Here is a 17,688-nt window from a genome sequence, read left to right on the forward strand (position 1 = left end):
CCTTATATATCGTCCACTTTAAACCTTGTCAGAAACGGCAGGGTTTATTTATTTTAATAATAATCAAAAGTCCAGGCAAAAAGCCATACCAGCATGAGTATGACCAGAATTACTGCAATGATTCTTATAAAAGGTTTATTAAACATTGGTTCCGTTATTAGTTGATTCGTCGGTTTCTTTCTCTTCTTCTTGCCTTTCCTCTACAGACTTGTTTTTCTCCTGCTGGGGAATGCTTTCTATCTCTTTATCTACTTCTTGCCAATAGGCCATTTTCACAGCTTCTACGGGCTCTATGTGCTTGCCGCTGGCAATAAGTGCTATCGCCATTATTACGCTGGTAATGAGTATGGTGTACAACAATATTCCAGAGCTGAAATTATCACTTTGCAAAGCCAGAGGAATATCAAAGAAGAGCAAAATGGTAATGAGTCCTCTTGGGCCTATGAGTGCTTCCGGACTTATATTGCGGCCTTTGAATGAACGTAAAAGAATGGCCCTAACACCGAGAATTACCACCACAATTCCAGCGCTTATCAATAATACCTGGAGGTCTAATAATGAATTTAAGTCAATGGTTATACCGAAGATCACAAAGAAGAATGTCCGCACCACAAAGGCTGATTCAATTGTGACCAGATGAAAGTTCTTAAGAATACTGCCGAGCGAAGGTACATGCAATAACTTTTTGAGCTTCCCTCTAAAGAATATCTTATAATTATTGAGCACCAAGCCAAAAATCAGGATGATCAATAAAGACGAAAGGTGGAAGATCTTTCCAATAGAATATAATAATAAAAGTACAGCTATAAGTAAGAATAGCTTTACCTGAGTTTGTACTTTTTGAAAAATGAAAACTAGCGCATAGCTGATTACTACAGATAAAACTATGGTAATGAATATGTTAGAGAATACATCCCAGATTACTGAATTGACATTGTCATTATTAAGATTGCCGGTAAGGAAATAGAAGTACATAATTCCCAGAATGTCGGAAAAGGTACTTTCATACACCATAAACTCTTTCTTTTCATCAGTTAATTCCCCAACAGAAGGAATAACGATGGCACTACTCATAATGGATAATGGAATAGCATAAAGCAGACCAGTTAAGAAAGATAGATCTAGTATGAGCTGTAAAAAGTAGGCTATAATAAAGGAGCAAATCATTAAAGTAAGGAAGGCTACCACAAATGATTTCCAGATCAACGGCCACTTTTCCCAAGTTAATTCCAAATCAAGTGAGGCCTCCAGCACGATCATGATTAACCCTACGATACCCAGTATTTCAAGGATATGGAAGAGCACATCGCCCGTAGGGATCTCAAAATAATTAAGCCCTAATTTTATTAGAATACCAGACAGAATGAGCAGTAAAACGCTCGGTATACTGGTTTTTTGTGATATGATATTGAAAAAGTAAGACATTATCACCACTATGGAGATTGTGATAATGGCCGTATATGAGTTAAAAATTTCCATCCGCGAATAAAATCAATATTTCCTTAACAAGGAATAAGCTGTAAGGTTGAAAATAGAAAATTAATTATTAACTTTGAATTTCAAAGTACTTTTTTACTTGTGTAATTAGCCGATTATCCCGTAATGAGCAATACAGATTCGAACAAGAATTATAGTCAGGATTTATTTGAGATCCGAAACATGATGGAGAAATCTTCAAGGTTTATGGCACTTAGTGGCCTCTCTGGAGTTCTCGCTGGTATTTACGCCATAGTGGCCGCTTACCTGGCATATAAGATATTCTACTTTTCTGATGAAATCATTTATAAGTCTATATCTTATGGTGAGTTGTCAGATAATGTGATAAAGCTGGTTGGTTTGGCTACTGCTACCTTAGTTTTGGCATTATTAACAGGCCTCTTTTTCTCATACCGCAGGGCTAAGGCTCACCAGCAAAAAATGTGGGATGCCACTGCTAAGCGAATGCTCATTAACCTGGCCATCCCTTTATTCACGGGCGGTATTTTTGTACTCATCATGTTTTCAAAAGGTGCTATTGGACTTATAGCTCCTGCTACGCTCATCTTTTATGGATTGGCTTTGGTAAATGGCAGTAAGTATACTTATACAGATATTCGATATTTAGGTATCTTTGAAATCGTTCTGGGCTTGATCAGTTGTTATTTTATTGGGTTTGGATTGTTATTTTGGACACTGGGCTTTGGTGTTCTTCATATCATTTATGGCACAGTGTTGTATTTCAAGTACGAAAAGTGAGAAGTTATTTAAATAATTTACATAAGGCTTTTGAAAACCGCATAAGGCTGGGCGTAATGTCTGCTTTGGCGGTGAATGAGTCCGTAGATTTCAATACGCTAAGGGACCTGCTGGGTGTAACGGATGGTAACTTGGCTAGCCATCTGAAATCCTTGGAGAAAGTGAAGTTTATAGAGGTAAAAAAAACCTTTGTAGGAAGAAAGCCGAACACATCCTATGTAATGACTAAGGCGGGAAAAAAGGCTTTTGAAGAGCACTTAGATGCGCTTGAAAAATTAATTAAGGAACAATCTAGATAATTTTTTTTATACCTATACTTTGAAATGCAAAGTACTTTCTAAAACAATAAATATGGAACAACAAATAGAGAAAACACCGCTTGAGAAGCTTAATAACGGAATTAAGAATTCTGTTATGCTGAAGGTATTCACCATTACCATTATTGGATTACTGCTGCTCATACCTACATCCAGCATCAAATCTTTGATCAGTGAGAGGCAATTCAATCAGACTCATGTCATTGAGGAGGTAAGCTCTAAATGGGGAGGTGAGCAGAGCTTAATAGGCCCTGTATTGTCCATCCCTTATAAGTCTTACTATAAATCTGATAATGTGATGAAATATGCGATACACCACGCCCATTTCTTGCCAGAAAAGTTGATTGTGAATGGTGAGGTAGAGCCCAACATGTTGGAGAGAAGTATTTATGAGATCATACTTTACAATGCTAAAATACAGGTGTCTGGAGCTTTTAATAAGCCTGATTTTTCTAAGTGGGACATTAGGCCTGAGGATATTCTTTGGTCAGATGCTTATTTGACTATTGGCATTCCGGATATGTCTGGTGTAAGAGAGGAGATAAAGGTAAATTGGGATGGAAGCCCAGAAGCCGTGGAAGCTGGTGTTACCAATCATGACATTACCAGCTCGGGTGTAACCTGCCACATTCCTTTGGTAGATTCTCTTCAGGCTGATGGGCATAAATTTGACTTCAATCTGGATTTAAACGGCCATAAATCTTTGAATTTTGTTCCACTAGGCAAAAGCTCTCAGGTGAAATTGGCTTCTACCTGGCCTCACCCCAGTTTCAATGGAAATTTCCTGCCGAGCGAAAGAGATGTGACTGATGATGGTTTCACAGCAGAATGGAAAGTATTTTCTCTCAACAGAAACTTCCCTCAACAGTGGTTGAATAATACACACGCTGTGTCAGGATCAAGCTTTGGTGTAGACCTGATTTTACCGGTAGATGATTATCAGAAAAACATGCGGTCTGCTAAATATGCTTTACTTATCGTAGCCTTTACTTTCGTGATCTTCTTTTTAGTGGAGGTGCTCAATAAAAAGAAATTTCATCCTTTTCAATACATTTTGGTTGGCTTAGCTTTGATACTTTTCTATAGTCTGCTACTCTCTTTTTCAGAGCACCAGGGTTTTGATGTGGCCTATCTTATTTCCAGTGTAGCTACAGTTGCCCTTATTACCATGTATGTTTCGGCAGTAATGAAAGATTGGAAAATTACCGTCATCACCTCGGTGCTGCTTTGTGTTATTTACTTCTTTATATATATCATCCTACAACTGCAGGATTTTGCCCTGTTGGTAGGAAGTGTTGGCTTGTTTGCGGCTCTGGCTGTGCTAATGTATTTCTCTCGAAATATAGATTGGTACAATATCAATCGAAGGCCTGTAGAGGCGTAAACTTTGAAAATATTGCCCCAAGTATATAATTTGGGGCAATTTTTCCATTCTTTTTCCCATTAATCTTAGCTATTGTCCAAAAAAAGAGCATTTTTGTCAAATACATTATGCTATTTTCAGCATGGTTGGGTTTAATGACGGATTGTTTATATGTGGGTTTATATTTTATTCGTAATTGGATTTATATTCTTAATTAAAGGGGCTGACCTCCTGGTTGAGGGTGCGTCTTCTATTGGGAGAAAATTCAATATATCCAGTCTTATTCTTGGTCTTACCATTGTTTCCTTTGGTACTTCGCTACCCGAACTTCTTGTAAATATTATAGCCAGTTATAATAATAACCCAGAGATTGGTGTAGGAAACATTCTGGGGAGCAACATAGCTAACATACTCCTGATATTGGGAGTGGCGGCTTTGATTAATCCACTTCCAATAACCAAAAACACCTATTTCATAGAGGTGCCTTTTTCGCTTACAGCTACACTTTTAGTAGGCTTTTTGGCGAATGCGTCACTTTTTGGAAAAACCAATGACTTTCTTATTAGTCAGTATGATGGGTTCATTCTTATTTTCTTCTTCATCCTGTTTATGGGCTATGTCTACATTGTTTCCAAGCAGAAAAAGTCAGAGTTTGATTCCGATGAGTTTAAGGAAATGCCCATGGCAAAATCCGTCCTATTGATTTTGATAGGTATGGTTGGGCTGTTTTTTGGTGGACAATGGGTGGTAGATGGAGCCGTACAAATGGCCAGAGCTATGAATATGAGTGAAGGTTTTATTGGACTTACAGTAATTGCCATAGGAACTTCACTGCCTGAATTAGTGACATCTGCGGTTGCTGCTTTTAAGAAGAATACAGACATAGCCGTTGGTAATGTAGTAGGGTCTAACATCTTTAATCTGCTATGGATATTAGGAATTAGCTCTATTATAAAGCCCATACCTTATGATGTAATCAGCAATGCTGATATTTTTATGATCATAGCTTCCAGTACGGCTTTAATTTTAGCCGTAGTGATAGGTAAGAAACCCATTATTTCTCGCTGGGAGGGTTTATTTTTCCTAATTGCTTATGCCTGGTACATTACTTTCCTGGTAGAAAGAGGCTAAAGTTTACTCTTCCTCTGTTTCTGGTGTCATGCCGCCGGGCTGTACCTTCTCATTTCGCCTTTTTCTATAAAAGTTAATGAACTTAAAGATCACGATGCAGACGATGATCCAGATGAAACCACCCAAAAATCCAGCAAGCACATCACTAGGGTAATGTACTCCAAGGTATACCCGAGAAAGGCCTATCATAATGATTAATGAAATTTCTAGTACAATAAGACCAATTTTGGCCCACCGATTTTTCATGTACTTGTAAGTGAGGTACACCAAAAAACCGTAAAATGCCATGGCGCTCATACTATGGCCGCTAGGAAAGCTATAAGAATGGGTATGAATAGCCACCAACCTCATGTCCTCTATCGGCCTGGGTCTTGCTAATATCTCCTTGATTCCAATATTTAATAAGAATGAGGTAGATAAAACCAACGTTGCCTGCAAAGCTACCTTCCAACGATGCCCTCTAAAATATAATAATGCAGCTATTATGGGTATAATGATAAGATAGGCCGTTACATCCCCCAGGTCTGTAATAAAGGTGACTACCTTGGTAAAGCCCTCAGAGCGATATTGATAAACGAAATCAGTGATGTGGTTATCAAAGTTTAAGAGCTCATCTGCTCTCATCTTTTCCGTTATTTCCAAAAATGCATTCAAAGATAATATGCATATTATCGTAGGAATGATCAGTGAAATAAGGAAAATCACATATTCACTTTTGTGTCGGCTTAGCTCTATTTTTAGTCTCCTGTACGCTGTAATCATTGACTCATTCTAATTTTTCAAAAGGATGGTCTTTTTTTAACAGCAACAAAGAGGTGAAGGTTATTTAATATTGAATTCGTTCATGAGCTCCTCAATAGAAAGGGTATTCTCAAAGAAAGATAAAACCTTCAGCATTACTTCATCTACAAGTGTATCAGGGCATGACGCACCACTAGTAAGAATAACTTTTACAGGCTCTTGATTAGGTAGCCAGTTTTCAGTGGTCAGTAATTCCTTTTTACTGTAGTTAAAGTGCCTGATTTCCTTTTCAGACTTAATCTCAGAAGCAGAGTTAATGAAGTAAGAAGGAAATTTTCTTTCACAAAGCTCCACAATATGAGAGGTGTTAGAGCTATTGTACCCTCCTACAATTAGGGCCAGATCAGCATCTTGCTCTAGTAGACCGTAAGTAGCATCCTGATTGTCATTGGTGGCATAGCAAAGTGTATCACGTGTGTCGGCAAAATGGTCTTTATGGTCGTCTCCATAAAGTTCTACCATCACATTTTTTATGTAATCTGCTATCTCCTGAGTTTCCGTAGCCAGCATAGTGGTTTGATTCACCACGCCTACACGGTTAAAATGTATTTCTGGATCAAAGCCCTCTGAATATTTGCCTTCAAAGAGCTGATAAAATTCTTCTTTACTAATGTTACCCTTTATCACCTCACCTAACTGCTCCGCTTCGCTCAGGTTTTTTACAATTACTGCAGGCGCCTTTTCTGCACTATGAGAAAAAGTAGCGCGGGTTTCTTCATGGTTATGCTTACCATGAATAATGATGGTGTGCTGCTCATCTCCAAGCTTGGAAGACCTTTTCCATACCTTTTCCACAAAAGGGCATGTGGTATTATACTGCTGTATTTCTATGCCAATATCCTCAAGCTTTTTCTCTATTTCCAGGGTGGTACCAAAAGCAGGGATGATCACCACATCTTCTGGATTCAGCTGATCCCATGGAATAAATTGTGTGCCATCAGTATCCATAATGAACTCAATTCCTTTGGACTGTAAATCTTTATTTACCTCCTGATTATGAATCATTTGGCTAAGTAGATATACCTTCTTGTCAGGATTTTCCTCCAGTGCCTTATAGCTTTTTTCAATGGCATTTTCTACACCATAGCAAAACCCAAAGTGACGAGCTATATAAAACTTCACGGGCCCAAAATCTAACTCCGTAGGTGTAAAGTCCTTTTTACGCGGATCCATAATTCTACGAGCCTCTTTTATCTTACCCGTTATGGATGACTTGTAATATTCTGGTATATCAAATTTCTTGATGGCAGTGCTATTTAGATGAACTACAAAAGTAAGGAATAGTGCAGAAATAGTAGAATGAAATGAGCGGATTGGTGTTTGAATGTGGAGGATGAGCAATTGGGATAGACAACCGAGTCGGAACGCACCCTCCCTAAAACAAAAATGGGAACTCTTTTTTACAAGAATTCCCATTTCACAGCTACTTCCTTAAAAGCATTGTGCCAAGTTACTGTTCTCCCAACTTCATCAGCGGTTTTATCGCAAGACAAATTCTGAATCTAGCTTTTGTATAAAATCTCAAACAATACCGCTTACGCTATACTCTTATCAGTAATTTTCTGTGATTTGCATCATTTCAAGTTACTTACTTTTACATAAATAACTCCTTCAACTATCTGCTAAGAATCCGTTATCATCTTGACTAGCAATATGACTTCAGACTGTTCTATTAAGCTTTTTTACTTTGCGACTTTAGTCCTTTCAGGTTATCAACTTGCGCCTTAACCCATATAAAAACTACTTAACAATTTCACATTACTAACCTGCTACTCTTTTGTGGCAGTTGAGATTATCTCTCGCTTGGTAAATCTAAGGTCGTAATAATATCTTTGCATGCAAAAAAAATGGACTTCTACTTTCCCACAAGTTTTCCCCTGAGAAGTACCATAAAAACACATATTTATTCACATTAAATACAAGATAATCACAGAGTTATCCACAATTTATCTTAAAAACTCTTTTTAAGGTGGCGTTCTGTTAGCATTACTACCAAAATGAGAGCTAAAACTATCATTGCAGAAGCTATTGTCAATCCGGTTTGGTAGCTCACAAATAAGAAAATGAGGCCCTCAATCACCGTTATCGCTATAAAAAACCATAGCATAAGCTTGTTGGCATATCGGTTTGCTTCATCCCAGGTCTGCTGGTTTTTCATCGAGCGTTTTGTTCGGTAGCCATATACATGGTTGATCGCCTTTGGAGGGAACGCATAGAAAAGAATAGAAATCAGTAGCATCAAAGGGCCGGTTAGCAAATAACTGATCAGACTGGTGCTCATAATTATAAGGTTAAGGTAAAGGTAGTTGTTCCATTTTCGGAGCGAGCAGAAATACCGCCGTTGTGTAATTTCATAATCTGCCGCGCGAAGCTGAGTCCAATGCCTGATCCACTCTTTTTGGTTGTGTAGAAAGGAATAAACACCTTTTCTATATCCGTGGGGGACAGGCCAGAGCCGCTGTTGGAAATGCTCAAACGCACACGATGAAGATCATGATATATTTTAATGTCGATTAATCGTTCTGAATCGTCAATGGCTTCAATGGCATTTTTTAATAGGTTAATAATAACTTGCTCTATGAGGTTTTGATCTCCATTAACTTTAATATCCTGACTTTCAGCATGTATAGTATGTTTAATCTCGGCCTGCTGCATATCTGGTTCCAGCAGTTGAGTAATCCTTTTTACTACCTCCACCAGGTTGAAAGGTCTAAGCGTCAGGTCCGGGGTTTTAGAGAATTCTTTATAGGTATTAATAAATTTGATCAGCCCTTTGCTCCTTTTTTCCACGGTATCCAGGCTGGTATAAATGTCATCACCGTCTTCAGCGGTCAATGTGTTGATATCTTGATCCTTTAATTGCGCATTAATAGCTGCGCTTAATGAGGCGATTGGAGTAACTGAGTTCATTATCTCATGAGTAAGAACGCCGATCAATTTTTGCCAGGCTTCTACTTCTTTTTGATCCAGCTCAAATAGCAGGTTTTGGATGAGTATTAACTTGAAAGACTTCTGCTGAACCACAAATTCCTTGAGCTGCACGGACAGCTGTTGCATTTCTCCACCTATATAGGTTTTGATTACCTGTTTTTCCTCTGGTTTTAGCTTTTTGATGGTTTCGAAAAGATGACTATCAATTGATTTTAATTCATCTATGTTTCTTAGAAAAGGCTTTCTGATCAGATTCTTGGCCGCTGGGTTGAGCATTTCTATGTTGCCATCTTCACTGTAGCTTATCAGCCCTACACCTATGTTTTCATTCAGCGTTTTTAAGTACTGAAATTGACTTTCTTTTTCCAGGTTGAGCTTTTGAAACTCCTTTATAATGTCATTCAGTGCCGCACTGAGATGAGCCTCTACGGCGCCGTTTTTATTGCCTTGAAAAGATGAAGTAAAAGCGCCTTGCTTAATGGACAGCAAGAAATGTGTAAGCCTGATATTCGTTTTTTCAATATAGAGTACCAGATTTACAACTACTATGATCAATATAATGAAAAGCACCGCCGGTGTGAACCACCATTCAGTATAGAGCCAGCAATAGGCCATTCCAAAAGCCATGAGCAAGATGAGGAATACCCGTAATAGGATGTTTATACGGAAGTTTTTGAAGTTCATAGTTAGTAGCTGATGCCGTATTTGTCCATTTTTCTGTAAATAGTGGTTCTTCCCAGTCCCAGCTCTTTGGCAGCCTTTGAGATGTTGCCTTTATTTTTAGCTATTGCTTTCTCTATAGTCTCCTTTTCAATCTCATTTAAGCTTACTGACTCATTGGGGGATATTACCTTGTTTTTAGGATTTTGAAGAAGTAAATCGTCAGGGTCTAGCACACTAGTGTCGCTCATAATCACGGCTCTTTCTATGGCATGTTGCAGTTCTCGTATGTTGCCAGGCCATGAGTGTTGCTCCAGGTGCTTCAGGCCTTTTTTGCTAAGCTGGAGAGTCCCTTTTCGGTATTTATCGCCGAATAATTTAAGGAAGTGCTCTGCTAATAGTTGAATATCTTCCGGCCTATCTTGCAATGGCGGCATTTGCAGCTCTACGGTATTAATTCTATAAAGAAGGTCTTCTCTAAATTCACCGTTCTGCACCATTTGAAATAAGTTATTATTGGTAGCTGCGATAATTCTACAATCTATGGCTATTGTTTCGCTGGTTCCCACTCTGGTGATGGTTTTATGCTGGATGGCAGTGAGTAATTTTGCCTGAAGGTTCAGGGAAAGATTTCCTATTTCATCCAAAAATAACGTGCCTCCATGTGCCAATTCAAAGCGGCCAATCTTATCTTGTTTAGCATCTGTAAATGATCCCTTAGCATGGCCGAACATTTCAGACTCAAATAATGATTCACTGATAGTACCTAAATCTACTTTCACAAAAACATTGTTGCTTCTGCTGGATTTTTCATGAATAGATTTCGCCAATAATTCCTTTCCTGTTCCATTTTCACCAAAAATGATAACGTTGGCGTCTGTAGTAGCTACTTTGGCCGTCATCTTAAAAAGGGATTTCATGGCAGGAGATTGGCCTATGATCTCCGTGCTGGTGTCATTAAGTAGCTGTTTGATGCCCGTTTCCTTTTGCTTCAGCTGTTCTATTTCTTGTTTGCTTTGGCTAAGATTAAAGGCAGAGAGCACCGTAGCTTGTAGCTTTTCGTTTTCCCAGGGCTTTACCACAAAATCTGCTGCACCAATTTTCATGGCTTCTACTGCCAGCTTTATATCTCCATAGGCGGTGATCATTACCACTTGCTGTTCAGGGTTTAGGCCTTTTATCTGCTGGAGCCAGTAGAGGCCTTCCTTGCCGCTGGTAGAGCCAGTGGTATAGTTCATATCCAGCAATATCACATCATATTGATGATGGTTGAGCAGGTAGTTGATCTGCTCCGGCTGACTTTCTACCGTAATATTTTTGAATAATGGCTTTAAGGTCATGCGGGCAGAATGAAGCACATCGCTATCATCATCTATAACTAAAATATTGGCAGATATCTGCTTCATACTTTTATTGGCTTATTTTTATAATGAAGATAGAATTTGTTCCTGTTTGGAACAAATATCTGTTCCATAACGGAACACACTAATCAACTTAAGTTATATATTTTCACTTTAAATATCTGTAAATCAGTGTTTTAAGTTTAGAGGCATGTTTTTGGCCTTTGAGGAAGAAACACATTTACTATGCTGAAAAATTATCTAAAAATCGCGTTTCGAAATCTGATCAAGCAAAAAGTATATGCCTTGATCAATGTTTTAGGGCTTGCTTTTGGTCTCGCTTGCGTTATTCTGATCTCTTTATACATTTCAGATGAGTGGAGCTATGATAAATTTCATAAGGATGCCGCTGACATTTATCGATTGGAATGGCATTCTGATAATTCTCAAACCCGAACACCTCATCCCATGGCTCTGGCCATGAAGCGCGATTTTCCTCAGGTATTGGAAGCTACATCGCTAACACCACTTTGGGGTGCAGGACTAACCAAGCGCGTTTTTTCCATTAAAAATCCTGAAAAAGATTTAGTTTATGATGAGAGAGATATCCTGGGTGTGGATAGTACTTTCTTTAAGGTTTTTGATTTTAAATTGATCAAAGGAAATAAGGCGGATGTACTTAGGAATGTGGGAGGAGTTCTTCTGTCTCAGAGCTATGCGCAGAAATATTTTGGCGATGAAGACCCCATCGGCAAACAACTTTCTATAGATGATGATAAAACTTTGGTAATGGTGGAAGGTGTGTTTGAAGACGTGCCCTCTAATTCTCATTTCCATTTTCATATACTCATTTCTTATGTCACCCTGAAGGCATTAGAGCCAGGCAATAAATTTTATACCTGGGATGATTTTGGGCATTTTAATTACTTGAAATTAAAGCCAGGAGCTGATGCCCACGAACTGGATGAGCAGCTTTTGGTGTGGTTTTCTAAGCAAGTAAAATTACCCGATGAGGACGTGGCTCGAATCTCTAAAACAAATATGCATTTCCAGCTGACTCCTCTTACTGATATTCATTTAAAATCACATATTAGATGGGAGCTGGAGCCAAATGGAAATGTTGAGTATGTGTATATCATGACCACTGCGGCATTCCTTATTTTGTTAATTGCTTCAGTTAATTTTATGAATATTAGCACGGCCCAGTCGACAGAGCGATCAAAGGAGATTGGTGTTAGAAAGGCTTTGGGAGCGTATAAAAGTCAGGTTTCATTACAGTTTTTGGGAGAATCCTTACTTACGGCGGCTATAGCAGTGATCATAGCGGGGCTTTTAGCTGAGGTGGCCTTGCCGTTATTCAATTACATTACTGGTAAACAGCTAGAAACCAATTATCTACATGCTCCAGTATATCTATTTTCAATGATAGGTATAGGTGCCTTGGTGGGCTTATTGGCTGGTTTGTACCCTGCCGTATTTCTTTCTTCAATCAATACTATGGTGAGTTTAAAAGGCATTGAGAAGATAAAGCCAAAGGGTGTAGGCCTTAGAAATGTGTTAGTGGTGCTACAGTTTTTAATAAGCATGGTTCTTATTAGTGGAAGCTTCATCATCAATGATCAGCTTTACTTTCTGGAGAATAAAGATTTAGGTTATGATAAAAATCGCATCCTCAATATTCCCTTAAAAAATGCTGATCTCGATAATCGATTTCTGGCCTTGAAAACGGAGCTGGAGGCAGTGTCTGGTGTGCAGTCTGTTTCCGGCGTAAGCAATGTTCCCGGTCTTCAGTTTAATCAGCACAATATTTATCCTGTAGGAAGCCCAAAGAACAGCATTAACATATCTGAGCTTTATACTGACGAGAGTGTCATAAGCACTATGGGGCTTACGCTTCTGGATGGAAGGGGTTTTTCAAGAGACATTCTAACGGATAGAGATAATGCTTTAATTATTAATGAAAAAGCGGCCAACGAGCTTGGTCTTTCTGATCCTGTCGGCAAAGAGGTAATGTGGGAGCAAGTGACCGGTGAGGCGCCAAAAAGACATACTATTATAGGTGTGGTAAAGGATTTTAACTATCAATCGCTTCATGAAACAGTAAAACCATTGGTTTTTAAATATGCTGAGCACTACAATTACATGCTGGTGAAGATTTCAAATGATGATTATCAGGCCACTCTTAATGACATGGCGCAGGTTTGGAGCCAGTTTATAGACCGTTTTAACTTTGAGTACACTGTGCTTTCTGATGATCTCTCTTATCAGTATCAATCTGAAGAGCAGACTGCTAAAATCTTCAGTGGCTTTTCCATCATCGCTGTATTTATTGCCTGCTGTGGCCTGTTTGGCTTGGCTAGTTTATCATTTAAGCGAAGAATGAAAGAAGTGGGCGTAAGAAAGGTACTCGGGGCCAGTGTGTTTTCAGTGCTATCGCTTTTATTGAAAGACTTTTCCAGGCTCATAATAATCGCTATTCTTATTGCAGCTCCTTTTGCCTGGTATTTAGCTGATAACTGGCTTCATAATTTCACCTACAAGGTAGAGGTAAATCCATTGATTTTTGTTCTATCAGGAATAGCTTTGATTATCATTTCATGGATAACACTTTCTTACCTTACTCTAAAAGCAGCAAAGGCTAATCCGGTGGATGTGCTGAAAGATGAATAGACTTATAAGCGCAGGCGAATAGTTATACCATGAGTGCCTTTATACTGGAAGTAGCCGGCACTAAAGTCTTCGAGCTTGCGCATATATTGTTTTTCTTTCTTGTTGCCTATAATGGCTAAAACAACTCCTCCGATGGTAATGGGTAGACCAATCATGGTGAGGTAATATCCAGTGATGCCATCAGGGTCATCTGTGGAAAGTTGGCTGCTGCCGTTGCTGCTATAAGTGGTGTACCAGTCTGCCCTGGATACCAGAACGATACCTGTGGCAGTCATGATAGCTCCACCGGCAGCCATGGTGGTTCCTATTCGCTTTAACTTGCCGAATTTTTGCACTTTATTAGCATAAAGCATGTGCTTGTCGTCAAACTGAGCTTTGGCGATTTGAAGGGTGCACACCACAAAAAGCAGGGTAAAGGTTAGGGCCTTCATCATAAAAGAATTATTGTAGATCAAAAAATATTTACAATATATGCACTTTCCTTGAGGAGGTAAAGCTTTTTAAAAGTAAAGTTCTGCGGCCACCGCAATGAAGGCTCCCATAATAGCCACGCCTAGTTTCTTAGGGTTAAAAGAGTGCGATGTGTTGGTTTCAAAAATAATGGTGGTGGAAATGTGTAGGAAGCTACCACTTACTATGGCAAAAAGTATGGTAAATATCTTCGGAGAAAAAGCGTTTCCTTCAACATAGTAATCACCTAAAAACAGGCCAACAGGAGATGCCAGTGAGAAAATCAATAGGAAAATAATGGCAGTGTTTCTCTTCTTTAAATGACAAAGCAAAATAGACATCAGCGCAAAAGCCGCCGGGGCTTTGTGCAGCACTATTCCTGCTAGTAATGACATGGATTCATGGTGTGCATGAATGGTGCTAGGGTGAGCTAACAAAGATCCCTCTAAAAAAGAGTGCACAGAAAGAGCTATCAAAACCATAATAGCACTGGATTTACCATGTTTATGATCACCTTCGTGTTCGTGCATATGGCCATGCTCTGCGCCAGCTGAAAAGTATTCTAATATCTGCTGCACAAAGAAGCCCACCAAAATATAGAGCCCTATGGTAATGGGATCAGTGGATCTGGCAAAAAGCTCGGGTAAAATGTGAATGATGGTAATGGCAAACAAGTATGCACCTGCAAATACCAGTGCCAGCTTATATTTATTGCCTTGATTTTGAGGAACAAATAATGCTAGTATTCCGGGAGCGAATGCTGAAAAGAATAAAACTAGAAGGTTTATTGCCATTAATCTAATATTAGGGAGCAAATATACAACATAGTTGCATTTGCAATGCTCTTATTCAGCATTTTGCGTAACAAAGATCATTCTGTCAGAAGTTTCTTTGTCATATGGGTTAAGGTCGTAGTCGCCGAATATCTGAATGGTCTTGAGACCAGCCTTAGAGAAATAGCGAAGGAAGCTCTCTTTGTATATTACCTTCACATGTTCGTGGAAGATATAATCTCTACCTTCATCTGAGAACTCGATGTATTTAATGATAAAGCCATCATCACTTAGCTTTTTACGAATCTTGAAATGAATTCCGCCAATTTCTTTCTCGTGAAAAGGTTGTAGGTTTTTAATTACTTTATGTGGGTTAAGGAAGTCCATAAGGAAGCTGCCTTTTGGCTTCAGGCCCGCAGCTACAGCACAAATGGCTTGCTCATTTTCAGCCTCAGTTTTGAAATAGCCAAAGCTGGTGAACATGTTCAGAATAACGTCGAATTCATTCTTCCTGAATATTTCACGCATGTCATGAATATGGAAATGCAGCTTTTCATTCTCAAACTGCTTAGCATACTTAATGCTCTCAGCAGATAAATCAACACCTACCACATCGAAGCCTTTCTTATTGATGTAGATGGAGTGTCTTCCTTTACCGCAAGCCAGGTCAAGCACCTTATGGTTAATGTCAATTTTAAAGTGGCTGATCAGGTTATCTATAAACTTCTGAGCCTCTTCAAGATTTCTGTTCTTATATAAAATATGATAATAAGGTGAGTTAAACCACTCTCCAAACCATTCTTTGCTTACTGCTGTCATTGCTCTACCTTTTCAATTTTATCCTTTATGCCCGGAGTTGCATAGGATTGCATGTTTCCGTCTTTATCAGTATATATTAAGAAGGCATCCATTTCCGGGTGCTCGTTAAAGAAGGCCTTTGATTTTTCTACGCCCATTACCATGCAGGCCGTGGCTACGGCATCGGCAGTCATGCAATCATCAGCAAAAATAGAGGCGCTGAGGAGTGAGTGCACTATTGGAAATCCTGTGGTTGGATCTATGGTATGGCCATATTTTACGCTATCAATAATGTGGTAGTTAAAATAGTTTCCTGAGGTAGCCATAGCCTTATTTTCTAAGGTTACTATGGCATAGTAAAACTGGTTGAGCTCATCAGAGTTCGGGTCTAAAATTCCAACTGACCAGAAAGTGTCTTTTTGAAGGTTTTTTCCTTTAGCATACACTTCGCCACCTATTTCTACAAACAGGTTTTCAATGCCTTTATCTTCCAGGTAATGAGCTACTTCGTCTACTCCGTAACCTTTAGCTACAGCGCTAAAGTCCAGCTCGGCTCTTCTGTCTTTTTTCCAGACTTGCTTTTCGTTAAAATCAATATTATTAAACCCCACAAATGTCATGAGTGAGTCCAGATAAGCAGAATCTTTTTTGATCTCTTTCTCAGGTCCGAAGCCCCAGGCATTGATCACAGGCATTACTGTAGGATCGAAAGCCCCTGATGTCATATTATAAATCTCCTGGCTTCTTTTGAGTACCGGGTAGAAAAACGGAAGCTGGAAGGTGAAGGCGGAATCTCGGTTAAAACCAGATATCTCAGATTCCGGTATGTAGGTGTTTAATGACTGATTAAAAACCTTGAGTAATGAATCTACCTGAGTTTGGTAATGCTGAGTATTAGGATCAAAATACTTCACATTGTAGGTTATGGGTCCCATGGTTTTACCGGTGAGATAACCCATAGGAACTTGTTGGCTTTTTCTGTATTTCCAAACTAAAAACACCGCAAGTAATAGAATTACGGTATAAAGGATGTTTTTATAACGGAGGCTCATTCACATTAAAATTTGCCGCTAAATTAATGAAATTGATGTGGCTTATGTTTACTTTAGAATTATTAATTAGGGAATTATATCCTAAATTCACACTTGGAAAAGGCAATCGTTATATTTTTAACTGATTTATGAGAGAAGACTATTTAAGTGCAGAAGGAGAAGGGCTAAACCCGGCGGAAAAGGAAATTGAGAAGGCGCTTAGGCCTTTGAGTTTCAATGACTTTACCGGCCAGCATAAGGTAGTAGAGAATATTCAGATATTTGTGCGAGCTGCCCAGCAGAGAGGAGAATCTTTAGATCATGTGTTACTTCATGGCCCTCCCGGATTGGGTAAAACCACCCTTTCAAATATCATTGCTAATGAGCTTGAAACTAATATCAAGATCACCTCAGGGCCAGTGCTGGATAAACCCAGTGACCTGGCCGGTCTGCTCACCAACCTGGAAGATAATGATGTTCTTTTTATAGATGAGATTCACCGACTGAACCCTATCGTGGAGGAGTATTTATATTCTGCCATGGAGGATTTCAGAATAGATATTATGCTGGATTCCGGACCAAGCGCACGCTCGGTTCAAATTAGTCTGGCGCCTTTTACATTGATTGGTGCTACCACCAGAGCGGGATTGCTTACGTCACCGTTAAGAGCCAGGTTTGGTATAAATGCCAGGCTGGAATATTATGATGCCGAGCTTTTAAAAACCATAGTTGAGCGCTCGTGTGGTATTTTGAATTGTCCCATTCATGAAGATGCGGCCTATGAAATAGCTCGTAGAAGCCGTGGTACCCCGAGGATTGCCAATAATCTATTGCGAAGAACACGAGACTTTGCTCAGATCAAGGGTGATGGCACCATCACAAAAGAGATAGCCAAAATGGCCTTAGATGCTCTTGATGTAGATGAGCATGGTTTAGATGATATGGATAACCGTATTCTTACCACCATTATCGAAAAGTTCAAGGGTGGGCCTGTAGGTATTTCTACCATTGCAACGGCCTGTGGCGATGAAGCAGAAACTATTGAGGAGGTGTATGAGCCTTTTCTGATACAGGAAGGTTTTATAAAAAGAACCTCGCGTGGTAGGGAAGCTACTGAGCTGGCTTACAAGCACTTAAAACTAGTGCCTCCTAATAGAACTCGCGGACTGTTCGATTAAAAATTTAACC

16 protein-coding genes are annotated in these 17,688 nt (G+C 39.2%); 6 read left to right on the forward strand and 10 right to left on the reverse strand.

Features of this window, described 5'->3' with window-relative positions; genetic code table 11:
- Positions 1-138: 138 nt before the first annotated feature.
- Positions 139-1,479 (reverse strand): cation:proton antiporter domain-containing protein, encoded by a 1,341-nt coding sequence (locus tag LVD16_RS04430; RefSeq protein ID WP_233772383.1) that lies wholly within the window; start codon positions 1,477-1,479, stop codon positions 139-141.
- A gap of 123 nt (positions 1,480-1,602) precedes the next feature.
- On the opposite strand from LVD16_RS04430, the gene LVD16_RS04435 reads away from it, so the two are divergent.
- The 4 genes from LVD16_RS04435 (at position 1,603) to LVD16_RS04450 (ending at position 5,046) form a co-directional block, all read left to right on the forward strand.
- Positions 1,603-2,235, forward strand: coding sequence for a hypothetical protein (locus LVD16_RS04435; RefSeq protein WP_233772384.1), 633 nt, complete (start codon positions 1,603-1,605; stop codon positions 2,233-2,235).
- Positions 2,232-2,534, forward strand: a complete 303-nt coding sequence (locus tag LVD16_RS04440; RefSeq protein WP_233772385.1) for a winged helix-turn-helix domain-containing protein — start codon at positions 2,232-2,234, stop codon at positions 2,532-2,534. Before LVD16_RS04435 ends, LVD16_RS04440 begins: the two co-directional genes overlap by 4 nt.
- Positions 2,535-2,586: 52 nt before the next feature.
- On the forward strand, positions 2,587-3,936 hold the full coding sequence (gene creD, locus LVD16_RS04445) for a cell envelope integrity protein CreD (RefSeq protein WP_233772386.1): 1,350 nt from the start codon (positions 2,587-2,589) through the stop codon (positions 3,934-3,936).
- A 150-nt stretch (positions 3,937-4,086) separates the two neighbouring features.
- Positions 4,087-5,046 carry a calcium/sodium antiporter gene (locus LVD16_RS04450; protein WP_233772387.1) on the forward strand — a complete coding sequence of 320 codons (960 nt, stop codon included), beginning with the start codon at positions 4,087-4,089 and terminating at the stop codon, positions 5,044-5,046.
- Between the two features lie 3 nt (positions 5,047-5,049).
- Here LVD16_RS04450 and LVD16_RS04455 read toward each other — a convergent pair whose 3' ends face one another.
- The 5 genes from LVD16_RS04455 to LVD16_RS04475 all read right to left on the reverse strand — a co-directional run bounded on the left by LVD16_RS04455 (position 5,050) and on the right by LVD16_RS04475 (position 10,844).
- Positions 5,050-5,808 carry a phosphatase PAP2 family protein gene (locus tag LVD16_RS04455; protein ID WP_233772389.1) on the reverse strand — a complete coding sequence of 253 codons (759 nt, stop codon included), beginning with the start codon at positions 5,806-5,808 and terminating at the stop codon, positions 5,050-5,052.
- 60 nt (positions 5,809-5,868) lie between these two features.
- Complete coding sequence (locus LVD16_RS04460; protein ID WP_233774566.1) at positions 5,869-7,092, reverse strand: 4-hydroxy-3-methylbut-2-enyl diphosphate reductase; 1,224 nt, start codon at positions 7,090-7,092, stop codon at positions 5,869-5,871.
- Between the two features lie 706 nt (positions 7,093-7,798).
- Entirely contained in the window at positions 7,799-8,128 is a 330-nt protein-coding gene (locus tag LVD16_RS04465; protein ID WP_233772406.1) for an SdpI family protein, read from the reverse strand.
- A 2-nt stretch (positions 8,129-8,130) separates the two neighbouring features.
- Positions 8,131-9,462: a sensor histidine kinase gene (locus tag LVD16_RS04470; RefSeq protein WP_233772412.1), complete on the reverse strand. Its 1,332-nt coding sequence runs from the start codon at positions 9,460-9,462 to the stop codon at positions 8,131-8,133.
- 2 nt (positions 9,463-9,464) lie between these two features.
- Positions 9,465-10,844, reverse strand: coding sequence for a sigma-54-dependent transcriptional regulator (locus LVD16_RS04475; RefSeq protein WP_233772427.1), 1,380 nt, complete (start codon positions 10,842-10,844; stop codon positions 9,465-9,467).
- Positions 10,845-11,024: 180 nt separating this feature from the next.
- Between LVD16_RS04475 and LVD16_RS04480 the strand changes: the two genes are divergently transcribed.
- Positions 11,025-13,448 carry an ABC transporter permease gene (locus LVD16_RS04480; RefSeq protein WP_233772432.1) on the forward strand — a complete coding sequence of 808 codons (2,424 nt, stop codon included), beginning with the start codon at positions 11,025-11,027 and terminating at the stop codon, positions 13,446-13,448.
- Positions 13,449-13,450: 2 nt separating this feature from the next.
- Here LVD16_RS04480 and LVD16_RS04485 read toward each other — a convergent pair whose 3' ends face one another.
- The 4 genes from LVD16_RS04485 to LVD16_RS04500 form a co-directional block, all read right to left on the reverse strand.
- Entirely contained in the window at positions 13,451-13,882 is a 432-nt protein-coding gene (locus LVD16_RS04485; RefSeq protein ID WP_233772437.1) for a hypothetical protein, read from the reverse strand.
- 66 nt (positions 13,883-13,948) lie between these two features.
- Positions 13,949-14,692, reverse strand: coding sequence for a ZIP family metal transporter (locus LVD16_RS04490; RefSeq protein WP_233772444.1), 744 nt, complete (start codon positions 14,690-14,692; stop codon positions 13,949-13,951).
- 51 nt (positions 14,693-14,743) lie between these two features.
- Entirely contained in the window at positions 14,744-15,490 is a 747-nt protein-coding gene (locus tag LVD16_RS04495; RefSeq protein WP_233772449.1) for an SAM-dependent methyltransferase, read from the reverse strand.
- Positions 15,487-16,521 carry an FAD:protein FMN transferase gene (locus LVD16_RS04500; protein WP_233772453.1) on the reverse strand — a complete coding sequence of 345 codons (1,035 nt, stop codon included), beginning with the start codon at positions 16,519-16,521 and terminating at the stop codon, positions 15,487-15,489. The genes LVD16_RS04495 and LVD16_RS04500 overlap by 4 nt, the downstream gene beginning before the upstream one ends.
- Positions 16,522-16,649: 128 nt before the next feature.
- Between LVD16_RS04500 and ruvB the strand changes: the two genes are divergently transcribed.
- Complete coding sequence (gene ruvB, locus LVD16_RS04505) at positions 16,650-17,678, forward strand: Holliday junction branch migration DNA helicase RuvB (protein ID WP_233772454.1); 1,029 nt, start codon at positions 16,650-16,652, stop codon at positions 17,676-17,678.
- The last annotated feature ends 10 nt before the right edge of the window (positions 17,679-17,688 follow it).

Origin of the sequence: Fulvivirga ligni (assembly GCF_021389935.1) — a bacterium.
Lineage (GTDB): Bacteria > Bacteroidota > Bacteroidia > Cytophagales > Cyclobacteriaceae > Fulvivirga > Fulvivirga ligni.